At 67.5% G+C, this 6,376-nt stretch carries 8 protein-coding genes; all 8 read right to left on the bottom strand.

All coding sequences use genetic code 11. The features are described 5' to 3' along the window. The coding region (gene hslV / locus N7590_RS21650; RefSeq protein ID WP_197595791.1) for an ATP-dependent protease subunit HslV at positions 1-523 on the bottom strand (523 nt) is incomplete at its 3' end. A gap of 171 nt (positions 524-694) precedes the next feature. After that, positions 695-895 carry a DUF3079 domain-containing protein gene (locus tag N7590_RS21645; protein ID WP_006471087.1) on the bottom strand — a complete coding sequence of 67 codons (201 nt, stop codon included), beginning with the start codon at positions 893-895 and terminating at the stop codon, positions 695-697. Positions 896-972: 77 nt separating this feature from the next. Then, the gene (xerC, locus tag N7590_RS21640; RefSeq protein WP_006471088.1) at positions 973-1,863 is read right to left on the bottom strand and encodes a tyrosine recombinase XerC; all 891 of its coding nucleotides are present in this window, start codon (positions 1,861-1,863) and stop codon (positions 973-975) included. Between the two features lie 16 nt (positions 1,864-1,879). After that, entirely contained in the window at positions 1,880-2,554 is a 675-nt protein-coding gene (locus N7590_RS21635) for a DUF484 family protein (protein WP_164241422.1), read from the bottom strand. After that, on the bottom strand, positions 2,551-3,402 hold the full coding sequence (gene dapF, locus N7590_RS21630; protein ID WP_164241421.1) for a diaminopimelate epimerase: 852 nt from the start codon (positions 3,400-3,402) through the stop codon (positions 2,551-2,553). Before dapF ends, N7590_RS21635 begins: the two co-directional genes overlap by 4 nt. After that, complete coding sequence (locus tag N7590_RS21625) at positions 3,395-3,667, bottom strand: lipoprotein (RefSeq protein WP_053510908.1); 273 nt, start codon at positions 3,665-3,667, stop codon at positions 3,395-3,397. Before N7590_RS21625 ends, dapF begins: the two co-directional genes overlap by 8 nt. A 69-nt stretch (positions 3,668-3,736) precedes the next feature. After that, complete coding sequence (locus N7590_RS21620) at positions 3,737-4,162, bottom strand: YbaN family protein (protein WP_164241420.1); 426 nt, start codon at positions 4,160-4,162, stop codon at positions 3,737-3,739. A 53-nt stretch (positions 4,163-4,215) separates the two neighbouring features. Beyond that, positions 4,216-6,327, bottom strand: coding sequence for a S9 family peptidase (locus tag N7590_RS21615; RefSeq protein ID WP_164241419.1), 2,112 nt, complete (start codon positions 6,325-6,327; stop codon positions 4,216-4,218). Positions 6,328-6,376: the final 49 nt, after the last annotated feature.

The following is a 6,376-nucleotide window of genomic DNA, read 5'->3' as shown; positions in this document are numbered from 1 at the left end:
TGGTGTAGATGCAGATGTCACCGGCGATGCCGATCGCTTCGCTGGCAATGGTGCGCGCATCCAGTTCGGTGTGCGCCATCAGCGCGCGGGCGGCCGACAATGCATAGGAGCCACCGGAACCGATGGCGATGATGCCGTCCTCCGGCTCGATCACATCGCCGGTGCCGCTGATGATCAGCGAGGTTTCCTTGTCGGCCACCGCCAGCAGGGCCTCAAGCTTGCCCAGGCGGCGCTCGGTGCGCCAATCCTTGGCCAGCTCGACCGCCGCGCGCTGCAGCTGGCCGTGCTTTTCCAGCTTGGCCTCGAACAGCTCGAACAGGGTGAAGGCATCGGCGGCGGCGCCGGCGAAGCCGGCCAGCACCTGGCCGTCGCGGCCGAGGCGGCGCACCTTGCGCGCATTGCCCTTCATCACGGTGTGGCCCAGCGTGACCTGGCCGTCGCCGGCAATGGCCACGTGCTCGCCGCGACGGACGCAGACGATGGTGGTGGCGTGGAAAACGTTGGGGTTCTGACTGGGGTCCATGCGGCCTCCGATAGCTGTTCACGGGACATGGGGACAGCGCCGGGTGCGATCAAGCCTGCGCGGATGGCTGCCGTTCAGCGCTTGGCCGCGCCCCATGGACAGAGGGCGCCTTTTCAACGAGCGCATCGCAATGCGTGCGGACCCCGCCGCCGAATGTGGAACGCCTGCCGTTCAACGTTTTGCCTGCGATGGCCGCTCCGGATTCGGTTCGATCCCCCAGGCGAGGTACCAGTCTTCACCCTGCGTCTCGATCGGATGCTGGGTGCGGCCGGAGCCATTGCCGCAGGCCAGCGCGTCGGCCGCGCAGTAGCGGTCGCAGCCCCAGCAGATACGCTCGGGGTGTTTGGGATGCAGGGGAATCGGCTTCGCCATGGCGGCGGTGTCCTCGTGGCCTGCGGCCACGATGCGCCGTTTGCATCCGACCTGCCCTGATCCAGATCAAGGACGGGCTATTCAGCCTTGTCGCCCTTGCTGCGGCGCTTGGCGCGTGGATGCGCGGCGTCGTAGACCTTGGCCAGGTGCTGGAAATCGAGGTGGGTGTAGATCTGCGTGGTGGCGATGTCGGCGTGGCCGAGCAGTTCCTGCACGCCGCGCAGGTCGCCGGACGATTCGAGGATGTGGCTGGCGAAACTGTGCCGCAGCATGTGCGGATGCACGTGCTTGAACAGGCCCTGGCGCTGGGCCAGCTGGCGGATGCGGATCTGCACCGCGCGTTGGCTGATCGGCCCGTTGCGGCCGGGAAACACCGGCGAGGCCGGGCCGCCCCCGCTTTCCGCACGCCATGCCTGCAGCGCTTCACGTGCTGGCCGGCCGAACGGTACCCGGCGCTGGCGATTGCCCTTGCCCATCACGTTGACCAGGCCGCTGGCGAAGTCCAGGTCGCGCCAGGTCAGCGCGCAGACTTCGCTCAGGCGCAGGCCCGAGGAATAGAACAGCTCCAGCAGCGCGCGGTCGCGGCGGCCGAGTTCACCTTCCGGTTCCAGTTCGACCAGCTGCACCGCTTCGTCGGCATCGAGCACCTGCGGCAACCGCCGCGGTGCACGCGGCGCTTTCAGCGTCGCCGCCGGGCTGACCTCGATGCGGCCGTGCTTGAGCAGCCAGGCGTAGAAACTGCGGCAGGCGGACAAGCGGCGCTGCAGGCTCTTGGCCGACAGCCCACGGCGATGCTCATCGGCGACGAACTGGCGCAGCGTTTCGGCATCAAGCGCTTCCACGGCCATGCCACGCGGCTCGGCCCATGCCGACAGCGCGTCCAGGTCGCGGCGGTAGGCGTCGAGCGTGTGCGCCGACATCCGCCGCTCCACCTGCAGGTGCTGCAGGAAGGCCTGTACCGCGCTCATCGTCGACGTGTCCTGCTCAGCCGGCGAAGCGCTTCAGGCCAGTGGCCAGGGCGTCGCCCATCATGCGCAGGAACAACGTGCCCATGCCCGGGTAGAAGCGGTTCGGGTCATGGCTGCCGACCGCGATCAGGCCCACACCGGGCAGCGGCAGCAGTGCGGTGGTCTGCACTTGCTCGCTGCGCACGCCATACAGCACGGCATTCTTTTCCGGCTGCAGGCGGCCGCAGATCGGCTCGCCATCCTTCAGGCAATCGCGGAACGGAGCCAGCTGCGGATCATCGGCGGCGATCACCTGCAGCCAGTCGGCCTGTTCCAGTCCGGCCACCGGCGTGTGCACCACCAGCCGCACCAGATCGCCGGCGAAGTCTTCCTGCAACGATGCGGCCATCGCGCGCAGGGTGTCTGCGGCGTTGTCCTGCTTCATCAGCGCCAGGGTCAGCTGGTGCGTGCGCACCGCCAGGCGTTCATTGACCTGCGCGGTCGCGCCCAGGTCGGCCAACCGTCGTGCCAGCTCGCGGTTCTTCTCGCGCAGCACTTCCAGCTGGTAGCTGGCCAGCGACGCGGTCGGGCCGTCGTCACGCGGCACCACCAGGGTCAGGGCCAGGTCCGGGAACTGCTTGAGGAAGCCCGGATGCCGCCGCAACCAGGCAGCGACTTCATGGGCCCCGAGCTTGTCGACGGTTTCGGTCATGCGATCCACTCCCCTTCGAAGACGAATGCGGTCGGGCCCGCCATCACCACCGGCTGGCCATCGCCTGGCCACTGGATGCGCAGGTCGCCCCCAGGCAGGCTGATGCGGGCATCGTGCTGCAGGCGGCCGCGCTGCATCAGGGTCACTGCAGCGGCGCAGGCGCCACTGCCGCAGGCCAGGGTTTCGCCGACGCCGCGCTCGAACACGCGCAGGCGTGCGTGCGCCGGGCCCATCACCTGGGCAAAGCCCACGTTCACCGAACGCGGGAACGACGCATGCTGCTGCAGCAGCGAACCGACGCGCTCGACCGGCGCGGCATCGATCAGGCCCACTTCGATCACCGCATGCGGGTTGCCCATCGACACAGCGGCAAACCGCACGCTCTCGCCCTGCAGCGGCAGCAGGTATTCCTCGCGCGGGTGGGCAAAACCCACCAGCGGCACGTTGGACGGCTCGAATGCCGGCACGCCCATGGTCACCGCGAACTGGCCATCGCCCAGCACCTTCACTTCATGGCTGGCCAGCGGGCTGTCGATGACGAACGCATCGCCCTGCGCGCTGCCCTCGCGCACCAGCCAGGCGGCAATGCAGCGCGCGCCGTTGCCGCACTGCTCGGAGTTGGAACCGTCGGCATTCCAGATCCGGTACGAGGCCACCGAACCGTCCGCACGCGGCGCTTCGATGGTCAGGATCTGATCACAGCCCACGCCGGTATGGCGATCCGCCAGGCGCGCGGCCAGCTCGGGCGTGGGCGGCGCGGTGCCGTCACGCAGGTCGATCACTACGAAATCATTGCCCGCGCCATGCATCTTGCTGAAGCGCAGGGCGCTGGAACCGGCCTTACCCATTCCCGCCGCCCGCCTTCTTCGCGGGCGCGGACGCCGGCGGGGTGGTCGGTGCGGCCGGGTCCGCGGTCGTGGCCGGAGTTTCGCTGCCCTGGGTCTGCGCCGGAGTCGCCTCGGTGGCCGGTTCGGCAGCCGGCTCGACGGCTTCTTCCACCGGCACCGGCTTCTGCGGCAGTACCAGCGGGCCCTTGTTGCCGCAGGCGGCAAGGAACAGCAGCGAGGCCGCTGCCAGCGGAATCAGGATGACGTTTCGATGGGGGATCTTCATGCCCCGAGTATAGCCATTGGCGGCTGAGCGGTAGGTGCAGGGGATCGGGTTGCCGGCCAGCGGCCGGCACTACCGCTCCGGTGGCGGCAACGGCCGCGTCCACAGCCAGATCGCCACCACGGTCATGCTGCCGATCGAGAACCACTTCACCCAGGCGATCGGCACGCACCACAGCATGATGGCGGCACACACCGCCATGGTGATCGTGGCCATCCACTTGCCGTAGCGGCTGACCGCACCATGCGCCTGCCAATTGGCGATGGCCGGGCCGAAGCGCGGATGCTGAATCAGCCACGTGTGCAGGCGTTCGGAACCGCGCGATGCGGCCCAGGCCGAGATCAGGATGAATACGGTGGTCGGCAGCCCCGGCACGAAGATGCCGACGATGCCGGTACCCAGGCTGACGTACGCCAGCAGCCACCACGCCCAGCGGAAACGCACCACGCGCGGTGGCGTGGTGACGTCGCCGGGGGCGGAAGGATCAGGCGCGCTCATGGCCGAAGGATACCGGTTCAGGGTGCCAGGCAACGCCCGGCATCCCGTTGCGATCACGGCTGGACGATGCCCAGCTGCTGCAGCACGAACGCATACGACTCGGACAGCTCGCGGTAGCGCTGGAAGCGCCCCGACTTGCCACCGTGGCCGGCTTCCATGTTGGTGCGGAACAGGATCGGGTACTGGCCGGTGTTGTCGTCACGCAGCTTGGCCACCCACTTGGCCGGTTCCCAGTACTGCACCTGCGAATCCCACAGGCCGGTACCGACGAACAGCGCCGGGTAGGCTTGCCGCTTGACGTTGTCGTAGGGCGAGTAGGACAGCATGTAGTCGTAGAACGGCTTCTGCTCCGGGTTGCCCCACTCGTCGTACTCGTTGGTGGTCAGCGGGATGGTCGGGTCGAGCATGGTGGTGACCACGTCGACGAACGGCACCTGCGCCACCATCACCCGGTAATCCTGCGGCGCCTGGTTGGCCACCGCACCCATCAGCAGGCCACCGGCACTGCCACCGGAGGCGGCGACGCGATCCTTCGCCGCCCAGCCCTGCGCCACCAGGCCCCGGGTGACGTCGATGAAATCGTTGAAGGTGTTCTGCTTGTGCAGCAGCTTGCCGTTCTCGTACCAGTCGCGGCCCATCTCCTGGCCGCCGCGGATGTGGGCGATGGCATACACCACGCCACGGTCGAGCAGGCTCACCGCGGTCTGGTTGAAGTACGGGTCCATCGACATGCCGTAGCTGCCATAGGCGTACTGGAACAACGCGCCCTTGCCGTCCTTCTGGTAGCCCTTGCGGTAGACCAGCGACACCGGCACCTTCACGCCATCGCGCGCGGTGATCCAGACGCGGTCGGTTTCGTATTTCGAGGCGTCATAGCCGATCACCGGCTGCACCTTCAGCTGGCGGCGCTCGCCGGTAGCGGTATTCAGCTCGAACACGGTGGTCGGGGTGGTCATCGAGGTGTAGACGTAGCGCAGCCACGGCGTATCGGCCTCGGTGTTGTCGCCCAGGCCCATCGAATACGCCGGCTCGTCGGCCTTCACGTAATCGCTGCGGCCGTCCTTGAACAGCAGGCGGATGCGCTCCAGGCCTTCGGAACGTTCGGCGATGGCGGTATAGCTGTCGAACAGCTCGAAGCCTTCGATGAACACCGCATCGTCATGCGCGATCCAATCCTTCCACTGCGCGCGCGAGGTGGCGTCGGTCGGCGCGGTGACCAGCTTGAAGTTCTTCGCGCCATCGTTGGTGCGGATCACCCAGCGGCCGTCGTAGTGGTCGGCGTCGTACTCGACGTCACGCTGGCGCGGCGCCAGCACGGTGAAGGTGGTCGGGTCGCTGGCCGGCGCATAGCGCTCTTCCGAGGACACGGTGCTGTGCACGCCGATGGTGATGAAGCGATCGTCGCGGGTGCGGCCGATGCCCATGTAGAAGCTGTCGTCCTTCTCTTCGTAGACGACGCTGTCGGCGCTGGCCGGGGTGCCCAGCACGTGCTTCTTCACCCGCACGGTCAGCAGGGTTTCCGGATCGTTCTCGACGTACAGCACGGTGCGGTTGTCGTCGGCCCAGACCAGGTCGCCGGAGCTGCCGGTGATCACATCAGGCAGCACCTGGCCGGTGCGCAGGTCCTTGAAGCGGATCGTGTACTGGCGACGGCCGACGTCGTCGTCGGCCCAGGCCAGCAGCTGGTTGTCCTGGCTCACTTCCATCGAACCGACGCTGAAGTAGCCCTTGCCGGCCGCCATCGCGTTGACGTCCAGCAGGATTTCCTCGGCCGCCTCCATGCTGCCCTTGCGGCGCGCGTGGATCGGGTAGTCCTGGCCGGTCTCGTAGCGGCTGTAGTACCAGTAGCCGCGCTCGCGCGCCGGCACGCTGGAATCGTCCTGCTTGATGCGGCCGACGATCTCCTTGTACAGGGTGTCTTCCAGCGGCTTCAGCGGTGCCAGCAGCTGGTCGGCGTAGGCATTCTCGGCCTGCAGGTAGGCCAGCATGTCCTTGTTCTCGCGCTTGTCGTCGCGCAGCCAGTAATAGTTGTCATTGCGGGTCGCGCCGAACGGCGCCTTGACCACGTGCGGATGCTTGGCGGCATCCGGCGGAACGGGCGGAGTGGCAGCGGTAGCGGTGGTGGTCATCAGGCTGGCAAGCAACAGGCAGAGGGTGGATTTCATGAGATAAGGCTCCTTGAGGGGCAATGCAATGGCGTCCTTGTGCCTGAGT

The organism is Stenotrophomonas sp. GD04024 (genome assembly GCF_029837545.1).
Taxonomy (GTDB): domain Bacteria; phylum Pseudomonadota; class Gammaproteobacteria; order Xanthomonadales; family Xanthomonadaceae; genus Stenotrophomonas; species Stenotrophomonas forensis.
Note: the sequence above shows the minus strand (reverse complement) of the source record. Positions and strands in the feature narration are given on the sequence as shown.